Origin of the sequence: Streptomyces sp. NPDC053048, assembly GCF_044547045.1 — a bacterium.
Classification (GTDB): Bacteria; Actinomycetota; Actinomycetes; order Streptomycetales; family Streptomycetaceae; genus Streptomyces.
This window is the reverse complement of record NZ_JBITZS010000003.1, coordinates 69,379-94,227: the sequence shown is the minus strand read 5'-3', so window position 1 is coordinate 94,227 and position 24,849 is coordinate 69,379. Positions and strand designations below refer to the sequence as shown.

Below are 24,849 nucleotides of genomic sequence, written 5' to 3'. Positions count from 1 at the left end.
GTCGGGAACGAACGGGAGTTGTCGGCGAGCGGTCACTCGACGCTGCCCCCCGCGCCGTGCGAGCCGCCCGGCTTCCAGCGGAAGAGCCGCCGCTCGGCGAAGGTCAGCAGCCCCTCGGCGAGGAGCGCGACGACGGCGAGGATGACCATCGCCGCGTACACACCGGCCGAGTTGAAGGTGCCCTGCGACTGTGCGACGAGCAGCCCGATGCCCTTGGTCGCGCCGATGTACTCGCCGACGATGGCGCCGATGAGGGCGAAGCCGAAGCTGATGTGCAGGCTGGTGAAGATCCAGGTGGTGGCGGAGGGGATGACGACCTGGAGGGTCACACGGCGGTTGCTCGCGCCCAGGATGCGCGCGTTGGCGATCAGGTTGCGGTCCACCTCGCGCGCGCCCTGGAAGGCGTTGAAGAACACGGGGAAGAAGACCAGCACCACGGCCGAGGCGACCTTGGAGGCGGGCCCGAGGCCGAACCAGATGAGGAAGATCGGCGCGAGCACGATGCGCGGCAGCGCGTTGAGGACCTTGATGTACGGGCCGAGGACGTCGGCGAGGAAGCGGACGCGGCCCAGCGCGATGCCGAGCACCACACCGGCCGTCACGCCGGCGACCCAGCCGAGCAGGGCCTCGTAGAGCGTGGTCCAGATCTGCTCGCCGAGCGAGCCCTGGGCGGTGCCGTGCAGGGTCCACTGCACGATCTGGTCCCAGATCTTCGACGGCATCGAGAAGTTGAAGGGGTCGATGGCCTTGGTGCGGGACGCGATCTCCCAGGCGGCCAGCAGGACGACCAGCAGCAGCACCCGCGTGCCGAGGACGAGGAGCCTGCGGTTGCGGGCGGCGCGCTCGCGCGCCTGCGCGCGCCCCTGAACGCGCTTGGTCGTGACAGCCGTTGCGGCGACGGGCGTGATGGACTCAGGCGACACGGGAGGCGCCCCTCTCACGGGTGATGCGGACTTCCTCGCCGAGGGAGGACCAGATCTCGCGGTAGATCTCGATGAACTCCGGCTCCAGGCGCACCGATTCGACCTTGCGCGGCCGGGGCAGGCCGATGGGGAAGACCTGCTTGACGGTGGCGGGACCGGCCGTCATGACCACGACCTTGTCGGCGAGGGCGATGGCCTCCTCCAGGTCGTGGGTGACGAAGACGACGGAGGCCCGCCGTCCGCCCGCGCGCGAACCGCCCCAGAGCTCCAGCAGTTCGTCCGACATCAGCGCCCGGGTCTGCACGTCCAGCGCCGAGAACGGCTCGTCCATCAGCAGGATCGCGGGATCGTTGACGAAGGTCTGGGCGAGTGCCACGCGCTTGCGCTGGCCGCCGGAGAGCTGGTGCGGATAGCGGTCCTCGAACGCCGCGAGGCCCACCCGGCCCAGCCAGTCGCGGGCTCGCTCGCGGGCCTCCGCCTTCGCCACGCCGCGGAAGCGCGGACCGGCCATGACGTTGGAGAGCACCGTGCGCCAGGGGAAGACCGCGTCCTGCTGGAAGACGAACCCGACCTCCGGCCTGATCCCGGTCACCGTCTCGCCGCCGACCAGCACCTCGCCCTCGGTGGGCTCCTCCAGGCCGCTCACCAGGGTGAGCGTGGTCGACTTGCCGCACCCGGTCGGGCCGACCACCGCCACGAACTCGCCCTGTCCGACGGTGAGATCGAGATCGCGTACGGCCGTGTGCGCCGCGCCCGAGGGCGTTCGGAACACCTTGCTCGCACCACGCAGCTCGATGGCCGGGACGCCGCCCGCCGGGGGGACGCCCGGTGGATCGACGTTCTGGTTGCCGCTGTTCATCCGTCCGCCTCCGCTGCCGGCCGTCTTCCGGTGTGCCTGGGCCCCGCTCCGCGTGCGGGGCGACCGGTGGTGGACGTTAGGAGTGGCGAGCGCCACAGGGCAGGCTTGTGAGCGCTGTGCGACTTGAGCGCGCGAAGTCTGTTCTGCTCGTTTTGCTCGCGATAGAACAACAAAAGTGACACGGGGGCGACACAAGCGGCCATCTCCCGGCTACGGTCAGTGCGCGTCGAGAAGCGAACGACGACAGCGGCAACAGCGGCAACAGCGACATCAGAAGGACGAAAGGTGCCCCCCATGCGCCCACGGTGGCCCCGTCGTGTCTTCGCCCACGTCCTGTCCGTCCAGTTGCTGATCACCACCGGCGTCACCGCGCTCACCACGGGGCTCTTCCTCGCGCCTCTGGGCGCGCAGCTCGACGAGCAGGCGGAGCGGCGGGCGCTCGCCATCGCCCAGTCCACCGCCGCCCAGCCCGGCATCGCCCGCGCCGTGCTGGCGGGACGACCGGACCCGGACGGTCCGGTCCAGACCGCCGCCGAACGCATCCGCCTGGCCACGGACGCCAGTTACGTCGTCGTGGTCGACACCCGGGGCATCCGCTTCTCCCACACCACCCCCGCCGAGATCGGCCGGCACGTGAGCACCGACCCGGGCCCGGCGCTGACCGGGCACGAGTGGACGGGCATCGAGAACGGCACCCTGGGCCGCTCGGCCCGCGGCAAGGTACCGCTGCGCGACACGGAGGGCGCCATCGTGGGCGCCGTCTCCGTCGGCATCGCCTACGACGACGTGCGCGACGTCCTGCTGCATGCCCTGCCCGGCATCCTCGTGTACGCCGGAGCGGCGCTCGGTGTCGGCGCGCTGGCCGCGTTCGCGCTCTCGTGGCGGCTGCGCAAACGCACCCACGGCATCGAACTGTCGGAGATCTCCGCGCTGCTGAACGAGCGCGAGGCCATCCTGCACGGCATCCGCGAGGGCGTGGTCGCCCTCGACCGGCGGGGCAGGCTGCGGCTGGTCAACGACGAGGCGCAGCGCCTGCTGGGCCTGGGCCCGGACGCCATCGGCCGTCCGCTCGACGCCGTCCTGCCGCCCGGCCGGACCACCGATGTGCTGGCGGGGCGGGTGCGCGGCACGGACCTGCTGACCGTCCGCGACGGGCGGATCCTGGTCGCCAACCGCATGGACACCGCCGACGGCGGCACCGTCGCCACGCTGCGCGACCGTACGGAGCTGGAACAGCTCGGCCGCGAGCTGGACGCCACCCGGGGCCTGACCGAGGCGCTGCGCGCCCAGGACCACGAGCACGCCAACCGGATGCACACCGTCGTCGGGCTGCTGGAGCTGGAACTGTACGCGGAGGCGGTCGAGTTCGTGGCCGAGGTGACCGGGGCGCACCGGGCCACCGCCGAGCAGGTCGCCGAGCGGGTGCACGAGCCACTGGTCGGTGCCCTGCTGGTGGGCAAGGGCGCGGTCGCCGCGGAGCGCGGCGTGACGCTGCGAATCAGCGCGGCCACGCGGCTGCCGGAGCGGGTGGTGGACCCCAGGGACCTGGTCACGGTGCTGGGCAACCTCGTCGACAACGCGCTGGACGCGGTGGCCGGGCACCGGGCGGAGGGCTTCGTCGAGGTCGAGCTGCGGGCGGTGGAGGCCACGGTCGTCCTGAGCGTGACGGACAACGGCCCCGGTGTGCCGGCGGACGCCAGGGAACTGGTGTTCGCCGACGGCTGGTCCACCAAGGAGGCGGCGGCCAACCGGCCGCGGGGGCTCGGCCTGGCGCTCGTCCGGCGGCTGGCCGAGCGGTACGGCGGCTCGGCGCGGGTGGGCGAACGCGAGGGCGGCGGGGCGGTGTTCACGGTGGAGCTGCCGGAGGCACTGCGGCCCCCGGCACCGGAACGGCAGGCGTCGCGCACGCCCGAAGGAGTGAGCAGGTGATCCAGGTGCTGGTCGTGGACGACGACTTCCGCGTCGCCGAGATCAACGCGGCGTACGTCGCCAGGGTGGCGGGCTTCCAGGTCCGGGCGACGGCCCACAACGCCGCGCAGGCGCTGGCGGTCCTCGAGGGCGGGGGCGTCGACCTGGTGCTGCTCGACCACTACCTGCCCGACGAGACGGGCCTGTCGCTGGTGCGCCGCATCCGCCAGCTGGGCCACCACACGGACGTCATCATGGTCACCGCCGCCCGGGACGTGGCGACCGTGCAGACGGCGATGCGCTACGGGGCGCTGCAGTACCTGGTCAAGCCGTTCACCTTTCCGGGACTGCGGGTCAAGCTCGAGGCCTACGCGCAGCTGCGCCGCACCCTCGAGGGTGCGGAGGAGGCGGGGCAGGACCAGGTCGACCGCATCTTCGGCACCCTGCGCACCGCCTCCACCACCGCTCCCCTGCCCAAGGGCCACTCCGCGCCGACCGCCGACCTGATCCGCCGGGTCCTCTCGGACGCGGCGCGCCCGCTGTCGGCGTACGAGGTGGCCGAGCGGTCGGGGCTGAGCCGTTCCACGGCCCAGCGGTACCTCAAGCGGCTGGAGGAGTCGGGCAGGCTCAGCCTCACCCTGCGGTACGGCGAGACGGGCCGCCCGGAGCACCGTTACGCCTGGTCCGGGCGGTAGCCGGGGTCGGCCGGGGGACGTCAGGCGGCCCCGGCGCCCGTCAGCGCGCGGACCTCGGTCTGCGCGTGGGCGGCCTCGTCGGCGCCCTCGCGGGACGTGCGGGTGCCCAGCCAGCCGGCGAGGAAGCCGGCCGGGACGGAGACCAGGCCCGGGTTCTCCAGGGGGAAGACCGCGAAGTCGGCGCCGGGGAAGATCGCGCCGGGGGCGCCGGAGACGACCGGCGAGAGGACGACCAGGGCGACGGCCGGGATCAGCCCGCCGTAGACCGACCAGACGGCGCCGCGCGTGGTGAACCGGCGCCAGAAGAGGGTGTAGAGCAGCACCGGGAGGTTCGCGGAAGCGGCGACGGCGAAGGCGAGGCCCACCAGGAAGGCGACGTTGAGGTTCTGCGCGAGCAGCCCGAGGCCGATGGCGGCAGCTCCGGTGACCGCCGCCGCGGCGCGGGCCACCCGTACCTCGTCACGGGGCCCGCGCCGGCGGCCGATCGTGACGTACAGGTCGTGGGCCACGGAGGCGGATGCGGCCAGGGTGACCCCTGCGACGACGGCGAGGATGGTGGCGAAGGCGACGGCCGCCACCACGGCGAACAGGATCGTTCCCCCGGTGGATCCCGCGCCGCCGCCCAGCTCGAGGGCGAGCAGGGGGACGGCCGTGTTGCCGGCGGAGCTCGAGGCCCGTACCGCGTCGCTGCCGAGCACGGCCGCCGCCCCGAAGCCGAGCACGATGGTCATCAGGTAGAAGCCGCCGATGAGCCCGATGGACCAGACGACCGAGCGGCGGGCGGCACGGGCGGTGGGCACGGTGTAGAAGCGCGCGAGGATGTGCGGCAGCCCCGCGGTGCCCAGGACGAGGGCGAGGCCGAGGCTGATGAAGTCCAGCCGGGAGGTCGGGTCGCGGCCGTACTTGAGGCCGGGCGCAAGGAAGTCCCGCCCGTGGCCGCTGCGCTCGGCGGCGGTGGCGAGGAGGGCGGAGAGGTCGCCGTGGAAGCGGGCGAGGACCAGCACCGTCAGCGTGAGGGTGCCGGCCGTCAGCAGCGCGGCCTTGACGATCTGGATCCACGTGGTGGCGCGCATCCCGCCCAGCGTGACGTACAGGACCATCAGCGCCCCCACGCCGATCACCGTCCAGCCGCGTGCCCGTTCGCCGGTGCCGCCGAGCAGCAGGGCCATCAGGCTGCCCGCGCCGACCATCTGGGCGACGAGGTAGAGCACGGAGACGGTGACGGAGGAGATGCCGGAGGCGATCCGGACGGGGCGCTCGTGCAGCCGGGCGGCGAGGACGTCGGCGAGGGTGAACCGCCCGCAGTTACGGACGAGTTCGGCGACCAGGAAGAGCACGACCAGCCAGGCCACCAGGAAGCCCACGGAGTAGAGCATGCCGTCGTAGCCGTAGAGGGCGATGAGGCCGGAGATGCCGAGGAAGGAGGCGGCGGACATGTAGTCGCCGGCGATGGCGAAACCGTTCTCCATGGGCGAGAACAGCCGGCCGCCCGCGTAGAACTCCTCCGGTGAGCCCTGCCGCCGCCGTGCGACCCAGGTGGCGATGGCGAGGGTGACCACGACGAAGGCGCTGAACAGGGCGAGCGCCAGGCCCTGATGGGCCCCGGTCAACGGCTCCCGCTCCCGTCCCGCGCCGCGCCCGCCTCGCGCTGGCGCCCGGCCGGGAGCGCGAGCCGCTCCGGTTGGTTGCCGTCCCGCAGCGTCCGCAGGGTGACCGCCCAGCGCAGCTCCATCGCCACCGGGTCGCGGCGCAGCCGCGCGTGACGGGCGTAGGCCCAGGTCAGCAGGAAGGTCGTGGCGAACTGGGCGAGACCGGCGAGCATCGCCACATTGATCGCGCCGGCCACGGGAGTGGCCATCATTCCCGGCGCCGCCGTCGCCGCCAGCACATAGAGCAGATACCAGCCGAGGAACGCGGCGGTCGCGGGGAAGACGAACCGGCGGTAGCGGCGGCGCACCTGACGGAACGCCTGGCTGCGCTGGACCTCCCGGTAGATCGCGGCCGCGTCCCGCGCGGGCTCCGCCCCGGCCGTCCGCTGAACCGTTACGGCACCGCGCCCGTCGCTGTGTCTCACAGAACTCTCCTTGGTCGCCGACCCCCCTGGGCCGCGTGCCCAAGAATGGACAGACCGGAAGGATCCAGCCCCGCGCACGAGCGGACGTTCACCCCATCGGGTGATGGGGTGCGCCACTGTGGCGCGGGGCCGGGAGACCGCGGGAACGGGCGGCGGTCAGGCGTCGATGCGCGAGCGGTCCAGGGTGGCCGCGGAGTTGGTGATGAACTCCTTGCGGGGGGCGACCTCGTTGCCCATCAGCAGGTCGAAAGCGCGCTCCGCCGCCTCCAGGTCGCTGATGTTGATCCGCCGCAGGGTGCGGTGGCGCGGGTCCATCGTGGTCTCCGCGAGCTGGTCGGCGTCCATCTCACCGAGGCCCTTGTAGCGCTGGATGCCCTCCTTGTAGCGCACGCCCTTGCGCTCCAGCTCCAGCAGCGTCTGCCGCAGCTCGCTGTCGGAGTAGGTGTAGATGTACTTGTCCTGCCCCTTCTTCGGGTGGGTGAGCTCCACCCGGTGCAGCGGGGGCACCGCCGAGAAGACCCGGCCCTCCTCCACCATCGGCCGCATGTAGCGCTGGAAGAGCGTGAGCAGCAGGCAGCGGATGTGGGCGCCGTCCACATCGGCGTCGGCCAGGAAGATGACCTTCCCGTAGCGCGCGGCGTCGATGTCGAAGGTCCGGCCGGACCCGGCTCCTATCACCTGGATGATCGCGCCGCACTCGGCGTTCTTGAGCATGTCCGAGACCGACGACTTCTGGACATTGAGGATCTTGCCGCGAATCGGCAGCAGCGCCTGGAATTCGGAGTTCCGGGCGAGCTTGGCGGTGCCGAGCGCCGAGTCGCCCTCGACGATGAACAGCTCGCTGCGCTCGACGTCGTCGCTGCGGCAGTCGGCGAGCTTGGCGGGCAGGGAGGAGGACTCCAGAGCCGTCTTGCGACGCTGGGCCTCCTTGTGCTGGCGGGCCGCGATGCGGGTCCGGGCGGCCGCCACGACCTTCTCCAGCACGGCCCTGGCCTGCTGCTTCGCGTCGCGCTTGGTGGAGGTCAGGAACGCCTTGAGCTCCTTGGCCACCACATTGGCCACGATCCTCGAGGCGGCGGAGGTGCCCAGGACCTCCTTGGTCTGCCCCTCGAACTGCGGCTCCGCCAGCCGGACGGTCACCACCGCGGTGAGGCCCTCCATGGCGTCGTCCTTGACGACGTCGTCCTCGGCGACCCGGAGCAGCTTGGACGAGCGCAGCGCCTCGTTGACGGTCTTGGTGATCGACCGCTCGAATCCGGCCACGTGCGTGCCGCCCTTGGGGGTGGCGATGATGTTGACGAAGGACTTCACCGTGCTGTCGTAGCCGGTGCCCCAGCGCAGCGCGATGTCCACGCCGAGCTCGCGGGTGACCTCGGTGGGCGTCATGTGCCCGCGGTCGTCGAGGACCGGCACCGTCTCCTTGAAGGTGCCCTGGCCACTCAGCCGCAGGATGTCGCAGACGGCCTTGTCCTGGGCGAGATACTCGCAGAACTCGCTGATGCCGCCGTCGTAGTGGAAGGTCTCCTCGGTGGCGGCCTCGCCGTCGAGGCCGCGCTCGTCGCGGACGACGATCGTCAGCCCCGGCACCAGGAAGGCCGTCTGCCGGGCCCTGCCGTAGAGGGTCTCCAGGGAAAGCTTGGCGTCCTTGAGGAAGATCTGGCGGTCCGCCCAGTAGCGGACGCGGGTGCCGGTGCGGGCCTTGGGCACCTTCTTGCCCTTGAGCAGGCCGTTGGCCGGGTCGAAGGGCGCGTCCGGGCCGGACTCGGTGAAGATGCCGGGCACGCCCCGGCGGAAGCTGATCGAGTGGGTCCGGCTGTTCCGGTCGACCTCGACGTCCAGCCGCGCGGACAGGGCGTTGACGACGGAGGCGCCGACGCCGTGCAGACCGCCGGAGGCGGCGTACGAGCCGCCGCCGAACTTGCCGCCGGCGTGCAGCTTGGTCATGACGACCTCGACGCCCGACAGCCCGGTCTTGGGCTCCACGTCCACGGGGATGCCACGGCCGTTGTCGCGCACCTCCACCGACCCGTCGTCGTGGAGGATCACCTCGATGCGGTCACAGAAGCCGCCCAGGGCCTCGTCGACCGAGTTGTCGATGATCTCCCAGAGGCAGTGCATCAGGCCGCGGCTGTCCGTCGAGCCGATGTACATGCCGGGTCGTTTGCGGACGGCTTCGAGGCCCTCGAGGACGAGCAGGTGCCGCGCGGTGTAGTTGGATCCGTCCCGGTCTGCCCCGGTCAGCAACGCAGTGGACGGCACGGACGTCTCGGCGGTCACGCGGTTCGCTCCTCGCTGAATTTCTGTCTGGCCCACAGGCGGGCACATGGGTGGCTCGGTCGCCGTTCAGAGGGTACCGAGGCCTGGTAGAGCCTTTGTGCCGCCACCCTTGAGAACAACCATGCTAATCGAGCGTCGCTCAAACGTTCGATCCCCCGATGGAGTGACATGCACATCACGTTCCCTTCGAGGCATGAACCATTTAGGCTCCGGGCACGTCCTCAAGAACAACCCGGCAAGCCAGCCGGGAGGACGGCAGCCCCCAGCGACGTGAAACCGTAGGCCTACGCAATACGGCTCATTCGCCGCCAAACGTCAAGATCCGGCTGACTCGGAAGGAAGTTTCGAGGAAAAGCCACGAGCGGGAACGTTTTCGGCCTGGTTGGATGTTGACCCTGGTACGACAGCTCGTCGAGCTAGAGAAGAGGCGACGTGACTACTGTTCTGACCCCCGCGAGCCCGCTGACGGCCGCAGACCGCTGCGACCGGTGCGGCGCTCAGGCTTACCTGCGCGTCGTTCTCATGAGCGGCGGTGAACTGCTCTTCTGCGCCCACCACGGTCGCAAGTTCGAGCCAGAACTCAAGAAGATCGCCGCGGAAATACAGGACGAGACGGAGCGGCTCACCGCCGTCCCGGCGTCCGCGTCCGACGAGGACCGCTGAGTCCGCAGTCAAGCGCTGACACATCGCATCCGACGACGAGCGAGGTCCCGCCATCCAGGGCGGGGCAGCCGCGGGCGGCCACCCCTGCCGGGGGAGGTCGCCCGCTCTCGTACCCACGACCGCTCCCACGTCTCGTCCCCGCGGCGGCATCCACTTGGGTTGCGGCCGCCGCACTCACCGTGACACCCGTCCCGGCCGCGCGGCGGGCGTCGGCGCCGGGCCGCCCTGCTGCGGCGGCGGGGCGGAGGCCGGCGGACCCGGAGGCGGCAGTTTCGCCGGAGGAGCGTTCTCCGGCAGGGGTTCGGAGCTGTGGGCCCGGACCAGCCCGGAAACGGCGGAGATCCGCGTATAGACCCCCGGATGGCCCGGCTGGGCGCAGCCGCTCCCCCAGGACACCAGGCCCACCAGCCGTCCCCGTGCCACCAGAGGCCCTCCGCTGTCCCCCTGGCACCCGTCCCGGCCCCCCAGCGGCAGCCCCGCGCAGAGCATCGTCGCCGAGCTGAACGTGCCCTCCGGCCCGCCCGGATAGGCCCGCGCGCACAGCGCGTCCTCCAGGACGAGCACCCGTGCCGCCCGCAGCGACTCCGCATAGGTGCCGTTGCCGGTGACGTCGCCCCAGCCGTAGACCCCGGCCGCCGTGCCGGGCTCATAGGCTGCGTCGCCGCGCTGCGCCATCGCGATCGGACGGGCGCCCGGCAGCTGCTCCGCCAGGGTGAGCACGGCGACGTCCCCGGCGTTGGTCTCCATGTTGAACTCGGGGTTGACCCAGGTTCCCTTGACCGGCACCTCCTTGCCCGCGGATCCCCGCATGTCGGCGCGGCCGGCGATCACCCTCAGGTCCTTGGCCTCCGAGGGATCCACCCCCAGCACCTCGCGGCTCAGGCAGTGCGCCGCCGTGACGATCGTCCTGCGCCCCACCACGACCCCGCCGCAGAACTGCCCCGAGCGCACGTCACCGAAGCGCTCCCGGCTCGCCAGTGCCACCATCCAGGGCACGTCGGAGACCTTCACGGCCACTCCCCCGACCACCCTGCGGTCCCCGGCCCGCACCGGTGCGGGCGCCGCCAGCAGCAGCACGACCGCTCCGGCGAGCAGGTACCTCAGGGCGCGCATCCGGCCTCCCGACGCAATGGAGTTCTGTGCCTACCCAGCGTCACCCCACCCGGCCGCGCCCGCATCCGGAACACGGCGGAACAGCGAAAACACAGACAAGGCGGAACATCAGACAAAAGGGCCCGGCTCCTCGGAGGAGGAACCGGGCCCTGTGCGGCTGTGCCGGTGGTCCGGGGCTGCCCGGACGTCCGGACTAGTCCAGGTAGTCGCGCAGCACCTGGGAGCGCGACGGGTGACGCAGCTTGGACATGGTCTTGGACTCGATCTGGCGGATGCGCTCACGCGTCACGCCGTAGACCTTGCCGATCTCGTCGAGGGTCTTCGGCTGGCCGTCGGTGAGGCCGAAGCGCATGGAGACCACGCCCGCCTCGCGCTCGCTGAGCGTGTCCAGGACCGAGTGCAGCTGCTCCTGCAGCAGCGTGAAGCTGACCGCGTCGGCCGGCACGACCGCCTCGGAGTCCTCGATGAGGTCACCGAACTCGCTGTCGCCGTCCTCACCCAGGGGGGTGTGGAGGGAGATCGGCTCACGGCCGTACTTCTGGACCTCGATGACCTTCTCGGGGGTCATGTCGAGCTCCTTGGCCAGCTCCTCCGGGGTGGGCTCGCGGCCCAGGTCCTGGAGCATCTGGCGCTGGACGCGCGCGAGCTTGTTGATGACCTCGACCATGTGCACCGGGATACGGATGGTGCGGGCCTGGTCGGCCATCGCGCGCGTGATCGCCTGGCGGATCCACCAGGTCGCGTAGGTGGAGAACTTGTAACCCTTGGTGTAGTCGAACTTCTCCACCGCGCGGATCAGACCGAGGTTGCCCTCCTGGATCAGGTCCAGGAAGAGCATGCCGCGACCGGTGTAGCGCTTGGCCAGGGAGACCACCAGACGGAGGTTGGCCTCCAGGAGGTGGTTCTTGGCGCGCCGGCCGTCCTCGGCGATGATCTCCAGCTCGCGCTTGAGCTTCGGGGCCAGCTTGTCGGAGTTCGCCAGCTTGTCCTCGGCGAACAGACCGGCCTCGATGCGCTTGGCGAGCTCGACCTCCTGCTCGGCGTTGAGCAGCGGGACCTTGCCGATCTGCTTGAGGTAGTCCTTGACCGGGTCGGCAGTGGCACCGGCGACCGCGACCTGCTGCGCGGGAGCGTCGTCCTCGTCCTCGTCGGACAGGACGAAGCCCTTGGTCTCGCCGCTCTCGTCCTCGTCGTCGCCCTTGCCGGGGGTCGGGGTCTCGTCGAGGAGCTCGTCCTCGAGGAGCTCGTCGGCGTCCTTCTTGGCGGCGGTCTTCTTGGCCGCCGTCTTCTTCGCGGTGGTCTTCTTGGCCACCGTCTTCTTGGCCGCGGCCTTCTTGGCGGCGGTCTTCTTGGCGGGCGCCACGGCCTCGTCGGCCTCGCCGTCGTACCCGCCCGGGGCGGACGTGGCGGATGCCGAGGAAGACGACTGCCGCGCCGTGACCGTCTTGGAGGAGACGGCCTTGGTGGCGGTGCGCTTCGCCGGGCTCTTCGCTGCGACGCTCTTGCGGGTGCGCTTGGGCGCCTCTGCGGCACTGACCATCAGCGTCACACCCTCCTCGTCGAGGACCTGGTTGAGGCTGCGCAGAACGTTCTTCCACTGGGTTGGCGGAATCTGGTCAGCCTCGAAGGCCCGACGCACGTCGTCGCCGGCGATCTGCCCCTCGGCCTTTCCCTGCTCGATGAGCGCCATCAGAGACTCGGATTCGGCGATCTCCGGCGGGAGCGTACGGGATGTGCTGGCCGACACGAACAACCTCTCGGAACGATGGAAACGGCTTCCGGATCCGGCGTCCCCTTGGGCGGGTGACCGGCTCCGACGACCGCCGGCATGGATGAACCGACGGCGCGGGCAGTAGTGCAGAGCAACACAGCGCCTCGAGTGAGGCTTGTATTCCCTCCGCGGCTACCACCTCTTTAGTCATCGCGCTGCCTCAAGGAGCGTTACGCCCAATCCCCGTGGCCCGAGTCACACCGCATAACGGAGCCAATGCCGTCCAAGCGGACAGATCGCCGGGGCGGCCGTCCTGCGCGGCCGCGCGGAACGGCCCATCCGGCTCGCGCGTACGGCCGTACGCGCGCGCTGGACGGGCGGTCCCGCACGTACCGCTCCCGTGCGCGGGACTCCGCCCGCGCTCAGTGCTCGCGCGGGGCGGGCACCACTCGCTCGACCTCGGGGTGGGTGACGAGCAGCTGGCGCATCGCCGCCTCCGCCGCGGCCGCGTCGCCGGCGCCGACGGCGTCGACGATCCGCAGGTGCTGCCCGACGCCCGCCTCGGTGGGGCGGTCGCAGCCACCGGCCGAGGCGCCGGAGACGTGCAGGGCGGCGGAGACGATCCCGGACAGGTGCTCGAGCATGCGGTTGCCCGCGACCTGCAGCAGCAGGGAGTGGAACTCGGCGTCCGCGCGCGTGAAGGTGAGGGAGTCGCCCTGGGCGAGGGCGTGGCCCATGATCTCGGCCATGTCGGCGAGCCGCTGCTGGACGTCCTCGCGTCCGTGCCCGGCGGCGAGCCGGGCGGCCAGCGGCTCGATGGTCCAGCGCAGCTCGCACAGCTCGCGACGCTGATCCTCGCGCTGCGGCCCGAAGGCCCGCCACTCGATGATGTCGGGATCGAGCAGGTTCCAGTCGCTGACGGGGCGCACTCGGGTGCCCACGTTGGGCCGGGCGCTGACCAGGCCCTTGGCCTCGAGGACGCGCAGGGATTCGCGGACGACGGTGCGGGAGACCTCGAAGCGCTGCCCGATCTCCTCCGGGACCAGCGGGCGGTCGGCGCCCAGGTCCCCGGAGACGATCATCTGGCCCAGCTGCTGTACGAGCTGGCCGTGCAGCCCTCGGCCACGGCTGCCGGCGGCACGGCGGCCGGCCCGGCTGAGCTCCGCGTCACCGTCCCAGGGGGGCACGGCGCCGCGGTCGGCCCCGGGGGCCTCCGCGTAGGAGTAACGGTCTAGCTCACCCGGGCCGGCGAGGCCGGAGTCGGCGGGGCGAGCCGCGGTCATCATGGTGTGCGCAAGGGTACTCACGCTTCCTTTGTCGGCGACACCTCCGGACCCCTTGAGGTCTTTGGTGAAAAGCACACGAAAGGGTGATCGCCCATTACCTCACAATTGACGCCTAAACAGACAGAAAGGGCACGTCAACGGGTGGGCTGATTGCGGAGCGTAATGGCGATGGGTTCTCTCCTGCGTCACCTCCGGGCCGATTGTCACTCTGCGTTCGCTCCCGCCCAGGACAGCGCAATAGCACAACGCTCACCTCGGCCGGCCGCGGAACACGGTCAGGACATAGGCGCCGAGCAGCCCCGCCAGGCACAGTGCCAGCGCCCAGCCGATCGGCTGGGACATCAGCCGCAGCGCCGCCGAGACGCCCTGGTCCAGTCCGGACGGCCACTGCACCACGGCCGCCGACCGCAGCCGCTCCGGGAGGCCGATGAGCGAACGGGCGGCCGGGCGGGAGAGCACCCCGCCCAGGACGGGCACCACCACCGTGGGCACCGCCAGCACCGCCACCAGCCCCAGCGCGGTGGACCGGAACAGCCCGGCGGCGAGCAGCCCCGCCCAGGCGCAGCCGAGCGTCAGCCCGGCCCCGCCGGCGAGCGTGGCGGCCCAGCCGACGGCGAGGGGCGTGACGGAGCCGCCGAAGAGCAGGCGCAGCACGGCCGCGTCGAGGGCGATGGAGGCGAGCGCGAGGACGAGGGCGGCGGCGGCCGTGACGGCGAGCTTGGCGCCGAGCAGGCTCAGCCGGCGGGGCACGGTGCCCTGGTCGGGGGCGAGGGCCGGGTAGCGGAACTCCTGTCCGAAGGCCAGCGCCCCGAGCAGTCCGGCCCCGAAGGCGGCCGGGGGCAGGGGCAGCCACACGGGCCAGCCGGTGAGCAGGCGCAGCGCCGGCAGGGCGCCGGCACGGGCGAGGAGTACGGAGGTCAGGAGCGCGGCGGTCAGGGCCAGGGCGGCCACGGTCCAGCCGGTTCGCACGCCCATGGCGCGGTACAGCTCGTAGCGCAGGGGCCAGGCGGGGCCGGGGGCGGGGAGCGGAGGCCGGGGGCGGGTGACGGCGTCGGGCGCGGACGGGGCCGGGCCGGTGGACGGCTCGCCGGACGGATCGGCCGGCGGCTCGGCCGACGGATCGTTCATCGACTCAAGGGCTTCGGAGACGTCGCCGGTGGCCTCGGGGCCAGGGGTTGTGCCACGCGTGTCGCGACGGCCGTCGGCGCGCGGCAGCGGCATCACGGGGCCGGTGTCGGCGACCTCCTCCACGAGGCGGTGGACCAGGATGCCGTGGCGGTAGGCGGCCTCCCCGACGGCGGCGCAGCTGCTGCCGTAGACACAGATCCGGCTGCCCCCCTCGTGCACCACTTCGACGGGGGGCGCGCCCACCTCGTCCCGCGCCGTGTCGGCCTCGGCGGCCAGGACATGGGCGAGACGGTTGGCCAGCGGCGACTGGACGGCGACGCGGGGCCGCAGCCGGGAGCCGGCGAACACCGCCGCCTCCTGGTCGGCGATCAGGCGGCCGTGGTCGATGGTGACGACCTGGTCGGCGAGGCGTGCCGCCTCGATGGGGTCGCGTGAGGTGACGAGGACGGCGCCGCCCTGGGCCGCGTAGCCGCGCAGGAGGCCGTGCAGCCAGGCCGTCTCGCGGGGGGAGAGGTCGTGGGCGGGCTCGTCGAGGACGAGGGTGTGCGGGTCACCGAGGAGGGCGGCGGCGAGGCCGAGCCGGCGGTCCATGCCGAGCGAGAAGTCCCCGAGCCGCTGGTCGGCGAGGCCGCTGAGACCGACGACGTCGAGGACCTCGTCGGCACGCTCGGCGGGCACTCCGGCGGCGGCGCTGAGCATGCGCAGGTGGCCGCGGGCGGTGCGGGCGGGGTGGCCGGGGACGTCGCCGAGGAGGACGCCGATCTCGCGGGTCGGGTGCGGGATCCGGTCCAGGGCGCGGCCGCGGAAGAGGGCGACGCCGCGGCCTGGGTCGAGGCGGAGGATGAGGCGCAGCGCGGCGGTCTTGCCCGCGCCCGGGGCGCCGAGCAGGGCGGTGACCCGGCCCGGCCGGGCCTCGAAGGTGAGGTCGTCGACGGCGGGGGGCTGGTTGCGGCGGGGGACGCTGGTGAGTCCGATGGCCTGGATCATGGCTTCACTCGCGGGACGGCGGGACCGTACCGCAGCACCGTAACCCGATATGTCCTATTTGCTACGCAACGTAGGCACCTTCCATCACGCGTGTCCCATCCGTCGGTGACGGGTCACACCGCCGCCCTGACCGTCGCGCCCACCGTGACCGCCAGGCCCGGCCCTGGTGGCACTGGCGCCCTAGGCCTCCGGCCGCAGCATCGGCGGGTTGAGCAGCGTGGCCCCGCCCGCACGGAAGAGCTGCGCCGGACGGCCGCCCTGGCGTGTCGTCGTCCCTCCCGTCGGGACCAGGAAGCCGGGCGTGCCGGTGACCTTGCGGTGGAAGTTGCGCGGATCCAGGGCCACGCCCCACACCGCCTCGTACACCCGGCGCAGCTCGCCGACGGTGAACTCCTGCGGGCAGAACGCGGTGGCCAGGGAGGAGTACTCGATCTTGGAGCGGGCGCGCTCCACGCCGTCCGCCAGGATGCGGGCGTGATCGAAGGCGAGCGGCGCGGCCTGCTCGTCGTCCCGGCCGTACCCGACCTCCTGGTCCAGCAGATCCTCCACCGGCGCCCAGCGCACGCTGCGCGCGTCCCCGCCGGGGCGCGGGGCGGGCAGATCCGGCGCGAGCGCGAGATGAGCGACGCTCACCACGCGCATGCGCGGGTCACGCTTGGGGTCGCCGTAGGTGGCCAGCTGCTCGAGGTGCGCGCCCCCGGCGACGACCGGCCCGGCCGGGTCGTGGGCGTGCAGCCCGGTCTCCTCGGCCAGCTCCCGGGCCGCCGCGGTCGCCAGGTCCTCGTCGCCCCGTACGAACCCGCCCGGCAGCGCCCAGCGGCCCTGGTACGGAGGCTCGCCGCGACGGACCGCCAGCGCACACAGCGCGTGGCGCCGCACGGTGAGCACGACCAGGTCGACGGTGACAGCGAAGGGCGGGAAGGCCGACGGGTCGTAGGGCATGACGCGATCATAGTCGTCTGCTTGACGATAATCAGGAGCTTGGACATCACCGGTCAGCGGCTCCTCGGACAGCCTGGCGCACACGAAGCTCACACCCCCAACTGCAGACCGTCGGCGGCCTCCTCGACCATGCCGAGCCCGAGCCTGCTGATTCTCACGGCGAACGGCTGCTCGGCCACGCGCAGCCCGGTCAGGCGCAGCTCGCCGAGCGGCGCGGTCCGCGGCGGCCGGACCGTCACGCTCCCGGCGGGCACGTCGGGGCGTATCCCTGCGAGCGTGGTCAGCAACTGGACCGCGCCCGCCGCGGCGACGGCGGCGGGACGGCAGGCAGCCGGGTGCGGCAGCGGGGCGCCACCCGCGGTGCGCTGCTCGCCCGCGTACATCTCCGGCAGCCGGTAGCCGAAGGCCTCGGCCGCGTCGAGCACTCCGCGCAGCAGCCCGCCCGCCTCCTTCTCGTAGCCGGCCGCGACGAGCCCGGCCACCGCGACGGCCGTCTCGTGGACGCGCACGGCTCCGCTGCGGTGCCCGAACGGATTGTGACCCGGCTCCTTGGCCCCCAGGCTGCGCAGCCCCCAGCCGGAGTCCAGGGCGGGGCCGCCGAACAGCCGGGCGAGCTGTTCGGTGCGGACCCTGTCGAGCAGCCCCGGGGCGTGCTCCCCCGCCCCGAGCAGGCCCGTGTCGAGCAGGTGCGCCGCCGCACTGCCCAGGTGAGGTATCCGGCGGCCGTCCGGGGTACGGGCGGCCAGGGGGCGGCCGCCCGATACGTCCTCGGTCCAGAAGTCCTCCCGGAAGCGGCGCCTCAGCGCTGCCGCCCACTCCCGCAGGGCCTGCGGATCCGGGCGGCCGTACGCCTCGAGGAGGTCCGCGCCGAGCAGGGCCGCTCGGTGCGCGTGCGCCTGCACCTCGCAGCGGTACGGCCCGGCCGGGGCGGGGTCCGCGAGGTATTCGCCGTCCCCCGCGGCCGTCCGCAGCCACTGCAGGCATCGCTCGGCCGCGGGCAGCAGGGCCAGCGTCTCCTGCTCCGGAAGCCCCCAGCGCCGCGCCTCGGCGAGGACCACCGGGAACAGCAGCGTCGCCTCGACTCCGGTGCACCCCGGCGGCAGATGTGCTCCCGAGTGCCGCAACGCGCCCGGGATCAGGCCCTGGTCGGGGCCGGGGCCGGGCATCTGCGTGCGCGCCAGCGTGCGCAGCGTCCCGGCGGCCAGCCGTACTCCCAGCGGCAGCGTCATGCGTGCCGCCCACAGCGCCTCGGCGGGGGCCAGGTGACCGCACCGCCAGGGGATGCCGCCGGCGAGGTGGACGTCGCCGGGGTGGGCGGGGTCGCGCACGAGCAGTGCCCGCAGGTCCTCGAGTCCGGCCGCCAGCAGCGCGGCCGGGCGCGTGTCGTCGCCGTCCGCCTGGGCGTCGCCCCAGGGAGGGGCGGCACCTCCCCTCCCTGCCGGCTCGGGCGGCCGTGGCCTGCCGGGCAGTTCCGCCCGGACCCGCAGCTCGATGCTCCGGGCTCCCCCGGGCGGCAGCTTTATCTCCCAGCACAGCAGCCCCGCGGAGGCGAGGACGTCCCCGGGCGCGGGCTCGGCGGTGACCACCGCCCGCAGGCCGGGAGCCGACCAGCGCAGCCCGGAGGCGTGCACGGCGGCCGCGATCTCGGGCCCGGCCCGGCCCACGGCGACCGCGCCCAGCTCGGCGAGGTCGGTGCCCAGGGACACCTCGACGGGCAGCCGCAGTTCCTGGACGGCCGCGCTGCGCAGGGTGATCCGCTCGGTGCCGTCCGCCTCCCGCAGCCGTTCGACGGTGACGGCCGGATCGGGCCCGGCGTCGGCCGCGGTGCGCACCGTGCCGACGAAGCGGGCCCGGTCCGCCGCCAGCATCCGCCCCTGCACCGGCACCGGTTCGGTGCCGCCCACCCGCAGCCGCAGGCGGGACAGCAGCCGGCGCCCGCCGCGATAGAACCCGTCCAGGCCGTTCCCGGTGAGCTGGCCGTGCTCACCGGAGATGGCGAGCGCGGGCAGGGCCACGCAGATCAGCGCCTCGTGCACGGGCTGCGGCCCGCCGGCCCGCGCCGGGCCGGTCCGCTGCGGAGGGACGGGACGGCTGACCGGAGGACCGCTGACCGGAGGACCGTTGGGGGCAATGCCTCGCACCTGTCTGCTCCCTGTGGCATCACAAACCTGGACGACCGACAACGAGTGAGGGCCACTCAGGTGAACGTCCTCGGGCGTACCGAGGTCACGCCCGGGGCGGCTCACTGCCGCCCCCGCACGCCCCGTTGCCCGGCGCGGCGCCGCGTACGCGCCTTCCCGGCGGGCCCGGCCGAGCCGCCGGGCCCGCTCGGCGCCCCGGCCCGCCCCGATCCGCCGGGGCCGCGGCTCACTGTGCCTTTGGCGGCCGGGGCGGGGGCGGGGGCGGATCCTGGCTCATCCGACTGCCCCTCGGCGGTTCCGGCGCTCTCGGTGTTCCCGGTGCCGTCGGCGTCCGGCTCCCGCGCCCCGGTGACGGCTGCCTTGATGACCGCGGCGATGTGCGCGGGCACCGCCGCCGGGTCGACCACCATCGCGGCCGCCTCGCGGCCGTCGCGTTCCGTGCGCAGACAGCGGCGCAGCAGCTCGGGGTCCATGCCGTCGTTGCAGGCGCGGTGCAGCAGCTGGGCGAAGAGATATTCGGGGTCGGCGCTCAGGGCCCGGCCCAGGGCGACCCTCGCCTCGGGGTGGTCGCCGGTCGACCAGGCCACCCAGCCGGCCAGGGTGAGGGGCGCGGCGGCGTGTTCGGTGTAGGGCGGCACACAGCGGCGGGCCAGGGCACGCCAGACCCGTAGTACCGCCCCCGCACGGTCGCCCTCCATCCATTCCGCCGCCCGGTCGCGTGTGGTGCGGTCCTGCAGGCCGAGGACGATGGCCGCCGCTTCGTCGTTCGACAGGAGCTCGTCGTCCCTGGCGTCGGCCTCGGTGCGGCCCGCGGGCGGCGGCGACGCGTGGAACCGCTCCACCACCAGGCTCGCGAGATCCAGCGTCTCCTGGCGGACGACTTCGCCGCCGGTGCCGGTGAGGATCCGGGGAATGAGGTCGGCGGCGGCCGCGTCGAGGGCCGTTTCCTGTCGCTCGGCCCGTTGTCCTGTCAGGGGTGCGTACCGGGCCTCCATCTCGCGGAGCGTGCCGCGCACCTGGATGCCCGCGTAGGCGGCGGCTGCGGCCATCACCGAGGTGCCGGGCAGGGCCAGTGGCGTCCCCTCCACCGGGCAGCAGCGTTCGTCGGGGCAGCAGTAGGACCAGAACCGGCCGTCGGACAGGCACAGGGCCTCGTACACGGGCACGTCCAGTCCCCCGCAGGCCAGGCGCAGGCTCTGGGCGAGCGGACGCAAGCGTTCCATCACCGCGCCTCCGGTCTCCTCCCGCGCGGGGTCCTGGCACAGGAACAGGACGATGCCGTCGGGCCGCGCACCCCGCTTGGCGCATCCCGCGACGAGGGTCTCGGCGAGCTGGTGGCTGACGTCGGCCCATTCCTCACTGTTCCGCGGAATGCCGAGCCTGAGCCGGCCGCCGAAGCGGCCGCGCTCGCCGTGCAGCGCGAGAAGGACGACGCTGTCGGTGGGGTGAAAGCCCATCAGGTACGGGAGGGCGTCGGCCAGTTCGGCCGGGCTGCGCAGGGTGATCTGGGTCTCGGGCCGGGCGTCCCACGCGGGGGACGGGGCGGCGGGCGGCGTGTTCGGGCGGGCTGATTCGTCGCGCTGGGTCATGGCCCGAGAGTCCCGTGGACCGGCCGGGGTCCGCCAGGCCTGTGGATAACTCCGGAATGATGATCCGATCAGTGCTGTGGATAAGGGGGCGCGCCGGGTTTTCCACAGGTCACGGCCGCCCATTCGCGCATTGTCGGTGCCCTCGTGTTGCATGGGGGCATGACCAACGAAGCCCTCCGCACCTCGGCGGACCACGTCCTCTCCCGTCTCGTCGGAGACACCACGGGCACGGCGAAGCTGCGCGAGGACCAGTGGCGCGCGATCGAGGCCCTCGTCGCCGACCGCCGCCGCGCGCTGGTCGTGCAGCGCACCGGCTGGGGAAAGTCGGCGGTGTACTTCGTCGCGACCGCGCTGCTGCGCGAGCGGGGCAGCGGGCCGACCGTGATCGTCTCCCCGCTCCTGGCGCTGATGCGCAACCAGGTGGAGGCGGCCGCGCGGGCGGGTATTCACGCGCGCACGATCAACTCCTCCAACACCGAGGAGTGGGACACCGTCCAGGCCGAGGTCGCCGCGGGCACGGTGGACGTGCTGCTCGTATCGCCGGAACGCCTCAACAATCCCGACTTCCGGGACAACGTGCTGCCCAAGCTGGCCGCCGCCACCGGGCTGCTGGTCGTGGACGAGGCGCACTGCATCTCCGACTGGGGCCACGACTTCCGGCCGGACTACCGCCGGCTGCGCACCATGCTGGCCGACCTGCCGCCGGGCGTGCCCGTCCTCGCGACGACCGCCACGGCCAACGCCCGGGTCACCGCCGACGTCGCCGAGCAGCTGGGCACGGGCGAGGGCACGGAGGAGGCGCTGGTCCTGCGCGGTCCGCTGGACCGGGAGAGCCTGAGCCTGGGCGTGCTGAGCCTGCCGGACGCGGCCCACCGGCTGGCCTGGCTCGCCGACCACCTCGACGAGCTGCCCGGCTCCGGCATCATCTACACCCTGACCGTCGCCGCCGCCGAGGAGGTCACGGCGTTCCTGCGGCGCCGCGGGCACGTCGTCGCCCCGTACACGGGCAAGACGGAGAACGCCGACCGCCAGCAGGCCGAGGAGGACCTGCTCGCGAACCGGGTCAAGGCACTGGTGGCGACCTCCGCGCTGGGCATGGGCTTCGACAAGCCCGACCTCGGCTTCGTGGTCCACCTCGGCTCGCCCTCCTCCCCCATCGCCTACTACCAGCAGGTGGGCCGCGCGGGGCGCGGCGTGCGGCACGCCGAGGTGCTGCTGCTGCCCGGCCGTGAGGACGAGGCGATCTGGAAGTACTTCGCCTCGCTGGCCTTCCCTCCGGAGGACCTGGTCCGCCGCACGCTGGACGTCCTGGCGTCCTCGGACCGTCCCGTCTCGCTGCCCGCCCTCGAGCCCCAGGTGGACCTGCGCCGCTCCCGTCTGGAGACCATGCTCAAGGTCCTCGACGTCGACGGGGCCGTGCACCGGGTGCGCGGCGGCTGGACGGCGACGGGCGCGCCGTGGGTGTACGACGCCGAGCGGTACGCCTGGGTCGCGCGCCAGCGGGAGGCGGAGCAGCAGGCGATGCGCGAGTACGCCACGACCACCGGCTGCCGTATGGAGTTCCTGCGGCGGCAGCTGGACGACGATCAGGCGGTTCCCTGCGGCCGGTGCGACAACTGCGCGGGCCCCCGGTTCACCGCCGAGGTGTCCTCCGGTGCGCTGGACGCATCACGGGGTGAACTGGGGCGTCCCGGCGTGGAGGTGGAGCCTCGGCGGATGTGGCCGACGGGGCTGCCGGCCGTGGGCGTGGACCTCAAGGGCCGTATCCCCGCCGGCGAGCAGGCCGCTCCCGGCCGGGCGCTCGGGCGGCTGTCGGACATCGGCTGGGGCAACCGGCTGCGCCCGCTGCTCGCACCGCAGACACCGGATGCGGAAGTTCCGGATGATGTGGCGAAGGCCGTGGTGACCGTTCTGGCCGACTGGGCTCGTGGTCCCGGCGGTTGGGCGTCCGGGGCGCCGGACGCTCCCGCACGCCCGGTGGGCGTCGTCACCGTCGCCTCCCGCACCCGTCCGCGGCTGATCCGCTCGCTCGGCGAGCACATCGCCTCGGTCGGGCGCATGCCGCTCCTGGGGACGGTCGAGTACCGCGATCCCGAGGCGGACACCCGGCTGCCGCGTACCAACAGCGCCCAGCGCCTGCGGGCCTTGGACGGCGCACTCACCGTTCCCCCGGCGCTCGCGCAAGCGCTGGCATCGGCGGACGGGCCCGTGCTGCTGGTGGACGACCAGGCGGACACCGGCTGGACCCTCGCGGTGGCCGCGCGGATGCTGCGCCGATCCGGGGCGCGGGAAGTGTTCCCCCTGGTCCTGGCGGTGCAGGGGTAGGCCAGGGCGGGGCGTTCCCGCGACGAAGCGGAACCGGCACGGCGGACCGTCGGATACCGGTCACTGGCGCCAATCGATCGTTGCCGCACGGCCGGTGGGGCCGCGAGAATTGGAACGCATCCCCGCTCGCGCCCCCGCGCACCACGCCGGGACCGCTGTCGCGGTACGCGCCCCCGCCTGATATCCCCGCCCCGGACCATGGGCGTGCAGACGAAGGGAGAATCATGGCCCTCGGCTTCGTCCCACCGCCGTCCGCCGACTCCGCTTCCCGTCTGGGCAGGCTGCTGGCGCCCGCCGAATGGGCCGCGTGCGGAATTCCCCTGCTGCGCAATCCGCGGGAGCTCGTCACCGGACTGCACGCCCGCCATCTGCCGACGCCGTCCACGGCCGTCATCGCGGTCCTGCACCCGGACGAACGCCTGGCGGCCAGCGCCTCGTTCCTCATGCGCAGGGCGGGTGCCGCGGACGGCTGGGAGCTGCGCAACGCGCTGCTCTCCCAGCTGCGCCGGGTGATCCCGCACGACCTGCGCAGACGGGCCCCGGTCCGCACCGCCGTGCTGCTCTACTGCCGTGAGGGCGAGTCCCATTGGACCGAGGAGGACGGCGCCTGGATGTGGGCGCTGCGCGACGCCTGCACCTTGCACGGGCTGCGCTGCGGCGCGTACATCACCCTCACGGGCACCGGCTGGCAGATTCTCGGCGAGGGTCGCAGCGGCCGCCGGCCGTGCTCGGCCAGCTGTCCTGCCCTGCGCATCGGCTCCGGCGGCGGAGCTCCCGAGGCGGGGCGTCGCGCGGCGGCCCGGTGAGCGGGCGGGACACGGCGGCCGGGCAGCCCGGAAAAGGACGGCCGGCCACCGGGATCACACGTCAGACGCCTGCCGCGAGCAGGGCGTTGACCCGCTGCGGGTCGCCGCAGACGATCAGCAGCGCACCGGCTCGTGCCATCGCCGAGGGCAGCGAGCGGGCCACCGCCGCGTCGGTACCACCGTTGACGACGACGACCACGACGGGACGTGCCAGGGCCCGGTCCGCGTCGGCGGCCGCGTAGAAGACGTCGTCACCGGCGTCGTGCTGCGCCCAGTAGGACGCCTCACCGAAGGACAGCTCGTGCGCCGCCCAGGGGTGCGGGTCGCCGGTGGTGAGGACGAGGACCTCGCCGGGTGCCCGGCCGCTGTCGAGCAGCAGGTCGACGGCCTCGTCCGCGGCGTCGAGCGCGCCCTCGGGGGAGGCGGGTATCAGCTGGATCTGGGGGGTGGCCGCCGGGGCGTCCACCGCTGCCTCGCGCGCGGCGCGCCGGGGCGGGGCCGGGACCGGGCCGCGCGGCGCGCCGGGAGCGGACCGCATCGGGGCCGGGCGGGGACCAGGAACAGGGCGGGGGGTCGGCGCGGTACGGCCTGCGGCCGGAACTGCGCGAGGACCCGGGACACTCTCGTGAATCTGAGGCTCCTCGGGGATGAGAGGCATGAGTCGATATTTATCAAACGCCGGTGCGAGTCGCGTCGGCGGGTGGCATTTTGGGCCACTCAGAAGTCGAAGCCGAGCTGGCCACCGGCCTCCAAAGCCATGTTGTCGGGGGTGATGCGGGGCCGCTTGAGGTGCTGCCACTTCGGCAGCGCGTCCAAATAGGCCCAGGACAGCCGGTGGTGCGGGGTCGGGCCCAGCTCCTCCAGCGCGGCGCGATGCACCGGCGAGGGGTATCCGGCGTTGTCGCCGAACCCGAAATCGGCGTGGACGGCACCCAGTTCGGCCATCATCGCGTCCCGCCGCACCTTGGCGATCACCGAGGCCGCGGCCACGGCCACGCACGACTGGTCACCCTTGATGACCGTGCGAACCCTCCAGGGATCCCCGAGGTAGTCGTGCTTGCCGTCGAGGATCACCGCGTCGGGCCGAACCGGAAGGGCCTCCAGGGCCCGGGTGGCGGCCAGCCGCAGCGCCGCCGTCATGCCCAGCTCGTCGATCTCCCGCGGGGAGCAGTGACCGAGGGCGTAGGCGGTGACCCAGCCCTCCAGCACCTCGGCGAGCGCGGCGCGCCGCTTGAGGGTCAGCAGCTTGGAGTCGGTGAGGCCCTCCGGCGGGCGGCGCAGTCCGGTGACGGCCGCGCACACGGTGACCGGACCGGCCCAGGCCCCTCGGCCGACCTCGTCCACACCGGCGACGATCTTTGCTCCGGTCGTCGCTCGGAGCGAGCGCTCGACGCTGTGGGTAGGCGGTTGGTAGGGCATGGC

At 73.1% G+C, this 24,849-nt stretch carries 19 protein-coding genes; 5 read left to right on the top strand and 14 right to left on the bottom strand.

Features of this window, described 5'->3' with window-relative positions; all coding sequences use genetic code 11:
• Positions 1-32: 32 nt before the first annotated feature.
• The gene (locus ACIG36_RS08735; protein ID WP_399924247.1) at positions 33-923 is read right to left on the bottom strand and encodes an ABC transporter permease; all 891 of its coding nucleotides are present in this window, start codon (positions 921-923) and stop codon (positions 33-35) included.
• Positions 913-1,782, bottom strand: a complete 870-nt coding sequence (locus tag ACIG36_RS08730) for an ABC transporter ATP-binding protein (protein ID WP_399924244.1) — start codon at positions 1,780-1,782, stop codon at positions 913-915. The genes ACIG36_RS08735 and ACIG36_RS08730 overlap by 11 nt, the downstream gene beginning before the upstream one ends.
• A gap of 294 nt (positions 1,783-2,076) precedes the next feature.
• Here ACIG36_RS08730 and ACIG36_RS08725 point away from each other — a divergent pair, with 294 nt between their 5' ends.
• Together ACIG36_RS08725 and ACIG36_RS08720 are read left to right on the top strand one after the other, a co-directional pair.
• On the top strand, positions 2,077-3,711 hold the full coding sequence (locus ACIG36_RS08725; RefSeq protein ID WP_399924241.1) for an ATP-binding protein: 1,635 nt from the start codon (positions 2,077-2,079) through the stop codon (positions 3,709-3,711).
• Positions 3,708-4,385, top strand: a complete 678-nt coding sequence (locus ACIG36_RS08720) for a response regulator (protein ID WP_399924237.1) — start codon at positions 3,708-3,710, stop codon at positions 4,383-4,385. Before ACIG36_RS08725 ends, ACIG36_RS08720 begins: the two co-directional genes overlap by 4 nt.
• Positions 4,386-4,405: 20 nt before the next feature.
• Here ACIG36_RS08720 and ACIG36_RS08715 read toward each other — a convergent pair whose 3' ends face one another.
• From ACIG36_RS08715 to ACIG36_RS08705, 3 genes are all read right to left on the bottom strand, one after another.
• A complete protein-coding gene (locus ACIG36_RS08715; RefSeq protein ID WP_399924234.1) occupies positions 4,406-5,995 on the bottom strand; it encodes a cation acetate symporter in 1,590 nt (529 codons plus the stop codon).
• Positions 5,992-6,459 (bottom strand): DUF485 domain-containing protein, encoded by a 468-nt coding sequence (locus ACIG36_RS08710; protein WP_399924232.1) that lies wholly within the window; start codon positions 6,457-6,459, stop codon positions 5,992-5,994. Before ACIG36_RS08710 ends, ACIG36_RS08715 begins: the two co-directional genes overlap by 4 nt.
• A gap of 156 nt (positions 6,460-6,615) precedes the next feature.
• Positions 6,616-8,736 carry a type IIA DNA topoisomerase subunit B gene (locus ACIG36_RS08705; RefSeq protein WP_399924229.1) on the bottom strand — a complete coding sequence of 707 codons (2,121 nt, stop codon included), beginning with the start codon at positions 8,734-8,736 and terminating at the stop codon, positions 6,616-6,618.
• 432 nt (positions 8,737-9,168) lie between these two features.
• Here ACIG36_RS08705 and ACIG36_RS08700 point away from each other — a divergent pair, with 432 nt between their 5' ends.
• Positions 9,169-9,399, top strand: coding sequence for a hypothetical protein (locus ACIG36_RS08700; protein WP_071961820.1), 231 nt, complete (start codon positions 9,169-9,171; stop codon positions 9,397-9,399).
• A gap of 174 nt (positions 9,400-9,573) precedes the next feature.
• On the opposite strand, the gene ACIG36_RS08695 is transcribed toward ACIG36_RS08700, so the two are convergent.
• The 7 genes from ACIG36_RS08695 to ACIG36_RS08665 all read right to left on the bottom strand — a co-directional run bounded on the left by ACIG36_RS08695 (position 9,574) and on the right by ACIG36_RS08665 (position 20,296).
• The gene (locus ACIG36_RS08695) at positions 9,574-10,512 is read right to left on the bottom strand and encodes a S1 family peptidase (protein ID WP_399924226.1); all 939 of its coding nucleotides are present in this window, start codon (positions 10,510-10,512) and stop codon (positions 9,574-9,576) included.
• Positions 10,513-10,705: 193 nt separating this feature from the next.
• Positions 10,706-12,265, bottom strand: a complete 1,560-nt coding sequence (locus tag ACIG36_RS08690) for an RNA polymerase sigma factor (protein WP_399924223.1) — start codon at positions 12,263-12,265, stop codon at positions 10,706-10,708.
• A 380-nt stretch (positions 12,266-12,645) separates the two neighbouring features.
• Positions 12,646-13,584 (bottom strand): FadR/GntR family transcriptional regulator, encoded by a 939-nt coding sequence (locus tag ACIG36_RS08685; protein WP_399924221.1) that lies wholly within the window; start codon positions 13,582-13,584, stop codon positions 12,646-12,648.
• A 174-nt stretch (positions 13,585-13,758) separates the two neighbouring features.
• A complete protein-coding gene (locus ACIG36_RS08680; protein ID WP_399924218.1) occupies positions 13,759-15,624 on the bottom strand; it encodes an ATP-binding cassette domain-containing protein in 1,866 nt (621 codons plus the stop codon).
• Positions 15,625-15,804: 180 nt separating this feature from the next.
• A complete protein-coding gene (locus tag ACIG36_RS08675; protein WP_399924215.1) occupies positions 15,805-16,566 on the bottom strand; it encodes an NUDIX domain-containing protein in 762 nt (253 codons plus the stop codon).
• An 89-nt stretch (positions 16,567-16,655) separates the two neighbouring features.
• Positions 16,656-18,698, bottom strand: coding sequence for a glycogen debranching N-terminal domain-containing protein (locus tag ACIG36_RS08670; RefSeq protein WP_399925369.1), 2,043 nt, complete (start codon positions 18,696-18,698; stop codon positions 16,656-16,658).
• Between the two features lie 110 nt (positions 18,699-18,808).
• On the bottom strand, positions 18,809-20,296 hold the full coding sequence (locus tag ACIG36_RS08665; protein WP_399924212.1) for a DUF4192 domain-containing protein: 1,488 nt from the start codon (positions 20,294-20,296) through the stop codon (positions 18,809-18,811).
• Positions 20,297-20,455: 159 nt separating this feature from the next.
• On the opposite strand from ACIG36_RS08665, the gene ACIG36_RS08660 reads away from it, so the two are divergent.
• Both ACIG36_RS08660 and ACIG36_RS08655 read left to right on the top strand, forming a co-directional pair.
• Positions 20,456-22,621 (top strand): RecQ family ATP-dependent DNA helicase, encoded by a 2,166-nt coding sequence (locus ACIG36_RS08660; protein WP_399924209.1) that lies wholly within the window; start codon positions 20,456-20,458, stop codon positions 22,619-22,621.
• A gap of 224 nt (positions 22,622-22,845) precedes the next feature.
• On the top strand, positions 22,846-23,427 hold the full coding sequence (locus tag ACIG36_RS08655) for a hypothetical protein (protein WP_399924206.1): 582 nt from the start codon (positions 22,846-22,848) through the stop codon (positions 23,425-23,427).
• 61 nt (positions 23,428-23,488) lie between these two features.
• Here the strand turns inward: ACIG36_RS08655 and ACIG36_RS08650 are convergent, their stop codons facing one another.
• Positions 23,489-24,085: a hypothetical protein gene (locus ACIG36_RS08650; protein ID WP_399924203.1), complete on the bottom strand. Its 597-nt coding sequence runs from the start codon at positions 24,083-24,085 to the stop codon at positions 23,489-23,491.
• A gap of 59 nt (positions 24,086-24,144) precedes the next feature.
• The gene (locus ACIG36_RS08645) at positions 24,145-24,846 is read right to left on the bottom strand and encodes a ribonuclease HII (protein ID WP_399924200.1); all 702 of its coding nucleotides are present in this window, start codon (positions 24,844-24,846) and stop codon (positions 24,145-24,147) included.
• Positions 24,847-24,849 lie beyond the last annotated feature (3 nt).

Bases quoted from the DNA above. Each gene is read 5' to 3' on its own strand.
- ACIG36_RS08730 (WP_399924244.1), bottom strand. From the start codon at position 1,782: ATGAACAGCGGCAACCAGAACGTCGATCCACCGGGCGTCCCCCCGGCG.
- ACIG36_RS08725 (WP_399924241.1), top strand. From the start codon at position 2,077: ATGCGCCCACGGTGGCCCCGTCGTGTCTTCGCCCACGTCCTGTCCGTC.
- ACIG36_RS08695 (WP_399924226.1), bottom strand. From the start codon at position 10,512: ATGCGCGCCCTGAGGTACCTGCTCGCCGGAGCGGTCGTGCTGCTGCTG.
- ACIG36_RS08680 (WP_399924218.1), bottom strand. From the start codon at position 15,624: ATGATCCAGGCCATCGGACTCACCAGCGTCCCCCGCCGCAACCAGCCC.
- ACIG36_RS08675 (WP_399924215.1), bottom strand. From the start codon at position 16,566: ATGCCCTACGACCCGTCGGCCTTCCCGCCCTTCGCTGTCACCGTCGAC.
- ACIG36_RS08665 (WP_399924212.1), bottom strand. From the start codon at position 20,296: ATGACCCAGCGCGACGAATCAGCCCGCCCGAACACGCCGCCCGCCGCC.
- ACIG36_RS08660 (WP_399924209.1), top strand. From the start codon at position 20,456: ATGACCAACGAAGCCCTCCGCACCTCGGCGGACCACGTCCTCTCCCGT.
- ACIG36_RS08655 (WP_399924206.1), top strand. From the start codon at position 22,846: ATGGCCCTCGGCTTCGTCCCACCGCCGTCCGCCGACTCCGCTTCCCGT.
- ACIG36_RS08650 (WP_399924203.1), bottom strand. From the start codon at position 24,085: ATGCCTCTCATCCCCGAGGAGCCTCAGATTCACGAGAGTGTCCCGGGT.
- ACIG36_RS08645 (WP_399924200.1), bottom strand. From the start codon at position 24,846: ATGCCCTACCAACCGCCTACCCACAGCGTCGAGCGCTCGCTCCGAGCG.